Origin of the sequence: Deinococcus sp. (assembly GCF_018260405.1) — a bacterium.
Lineage (GTDB): Bacteria > Deinococcota > Deinococci > Deinococcales > Deinococcaceae > Deinococcus.
On the sequence record NZ_JAGLBG010000032.1, the window covers coordinates 22,967 to 25,227 of the forward strand.

At 63.2% G+C, this 2,261-nt stretch carries 2 protein-coding genes and 1 pseudogene; all 3 read left to right on the forward strand.

What is annotated here, in order from left to right; all coding sequences use genetic code 11:
• Positions 1–269 precede the first annotated feature (269 nt).
• Positions 270–569, forward strand: coding sequence for a DNA-directed RNA polymerase subunit omega (gene rpoZ / locus QZ269_RS06005; protein WP_291425357.1), 300 nt, complete (start codon positions 270–272; stop codon positions 567–569).
• Positions 570–722: 153 nt separating this feature from the next.
• A complete protein-coding gene (locus QZ269_RS06010; RefSeq protein ID WP_291425359.1) occupies positions 723–1,781 on the forward strand; it encodes an ADP-ribosylglycohydrolase family protein in 1,059 nt (352 codons plus the stop codon).
• A 35-nt stretch (positions 1,782–1,816) separates the two neighbouring features.
• Positions 1,817–2,261, forward strand: a pseudogene (locus QZ269_RS06015) (nicotinamide phosphoribosyltransferase domain-containing protein); the annotation flags it as partial.

A 2,261-nucleotide genomic window follows, 5' to 3' on the forward strand; every position in this document is an offset into this window, starting at 1 on the left:
CTGGATCACCTCCGCGTTCTTCGCCGGGTTCCTCACGCTGTACATCATCGGGATGCTCAGCGAGGGCAAGGCGGGCTGAACTGTGTGGTCCGCACGAACAGGCCCTGTCCGGTCCGACTGGTTTACGGATGTCCTACGCGGCATGGCTACCAATCGGCCACAGGCCGTAGTAGACTGATAGATCGGGTGCGTCTGGTTCTGGCCGGACGAGACTTTTCGGCAGGGAACAGCTCCGGGCAGTGAACCGGGCAGTGAAAGGGGTGGTGGACATGGCAGAAAAAGATATCGATAAATTGCTTTCCATGACGGACAGTAAGTACCGTCTTTCCGTGGTGACGGCCAAGCGTGCCTTGCAGCTCAAGAGCGGTGCGCCCAGCGTGCTGCCCAGCGATCAGCGGGCCAAGACGCACAATCTGGTCACGCAGGCCATGCGCGAACTCTCGACGGGCAAGCTGACCCTCGGCACCAATCTGATCGACGAGCAGCGCTTTCATCAGGATTACCAGCGCCAGCGTCAGGCCCAGTTACAGGCCCAGCTGAACGCCGAGCGCGAACGCGAACGCGACTGAGTAGGGCAGGCCACCAGCAGCGCATCTTCGGGTGCGCTTCTTTTTGACTCACTGTTCTCATAATTAGTAGTCTAAATTATGAGTCAGCGATGAGACTTCCCTGGGGTCAAGTGGGCCTCCCGAAATTGCGGCCTCATCGCGGGGAAGTGAATGATGTCCGACCCGGTTGCCTTGTCTGATCTCCAGCGCGTGCGGGGAATGTTCCTCGAGGCCGCTTACGGCGACGCTCTGGCCGCGCCCGTCGAATTTACTCGTGATGTGGCGGCCATCCGGCGGGCCTATCCTCCCGCCGGGCCGGGCGACATTCACCAGGGCCGCGTGACCGACGACACCCAGATGATGCTGGCGGTGGGTCGGGCGCTGGCCCAGACCGTGGTGCTGAGAGGGGAGCAGCCATCTTTGCGGGAACTCTTACCAGAACTGGAGGCGGCCTTGCGGGCCGAATTCACCGAGTGGCTGCACGACCCCGAAAACAACCGCGCCCCGGGCATGACCTGTTTGCAGGCGTGCCGCGCTCTGGAACAGAAACAGCCCTGGTACGCGGCGACGGTGCGGGGATCCAAGGGCTGCGGGGCCAATATGCGGGTGCAGCCTGCTGCCCTGATTCGCAGCCAGCCGTTACGGTCGTTCGTGGCCCAGTTTCAGGCCGCCGTGACTCATGGGCATCCCACCGCGCTGGCCGCTAGCGACCTGACCGCTCAGAGCCTTCGTCTGCTGCTGGACGGCACGCCGCCCGCGCAACTGCTGCCCGAACTGTCGCGTTATATGGCTGCCAGAAGGCAGGATCAGTCGCTCTGGCTGGAGCCGCTGGTGGCCCAGTCGCCAGCAACCACGTCGCAGCAGTATTTGCAGCGCGGCTGGGACGAGTGCCAGGCGGTGCTGGACCTTGCTCGGGCCGCCGCCGAACGGGGCATAGGCGAACATGCCGACCCCTGCGAGTTCACGGGCGAGGGCTGGGTCGCCGAGGAAGCCCTGGCGACGGGTCTGCTGTGCTTTCTGTTGCACCCCGCCGACCCGGTGCGTGCCCTGCAATGCGCCGCGACCACCAGCGGCGACAGCGATTCGATTGCCTGCATCACCGGGAGCCTCCTGGGGGCGCACCTGGGCGCGGGGGCCTTTCCTGGCGCGTGGGAAAGCCGCATAGAGTACCACCGCGAACTCGAAGACCTAGCCCGGACACTCGCGCCACGCTTCGGCGCAGAGGAGAATTGACCATGTTCAATAAGCTCAGCGACAGCAACATCATTCTGGACACCGACTCTTACAAGTCCAGCCACTTCCTTCAGTACCCACGCGGCATGACCCGTATTTTCAGTTACCTGGAATCGCGCGGCGGCAAGTACCCCAGCACGCGCTTTTTTGGCCTCCAGTACATTCTGGATAAATATCTGACCCGCCGTGTGACCGCCGGGGACGTGGAAGAAGCCAAGGCGCTGATTGAGGCGCACGGCGAACCCTTTCCCTATGACGGCTGGATGCGCGTGGTCAACGTCCACGGTGGCAAGTTGCCACTGGAAATCCGCGCGGTGCCCGAAGGCACGCTGGTGCCCATCCACAACGTGCTGATGAGCTGCACCAACACCGACCCTGAACTGCCCTGGCTGCCCGGCTGGTTCGAGACGATGCTGATGCGGGTGTGGTATCCGACCACCGTCTGCACGCAGAGCTACTACATCCGCGAAATCATCCGGG

Coding starts and splice junctions, on each gene's coding strand:
- rpoZ (WP_291425357.1), top strand. CDS start 270: ATGGCAGAAAAAGATATCGATAAATTGCTTTCCATGACGGACAGTAAG.
- QZ269_RS06010 (WP_291425359.1), top strand. CDS start 723: ATGTCCGACCCGGTTGCCTTGTCTGATCTCCAGCGCGTGCGGGGAATG.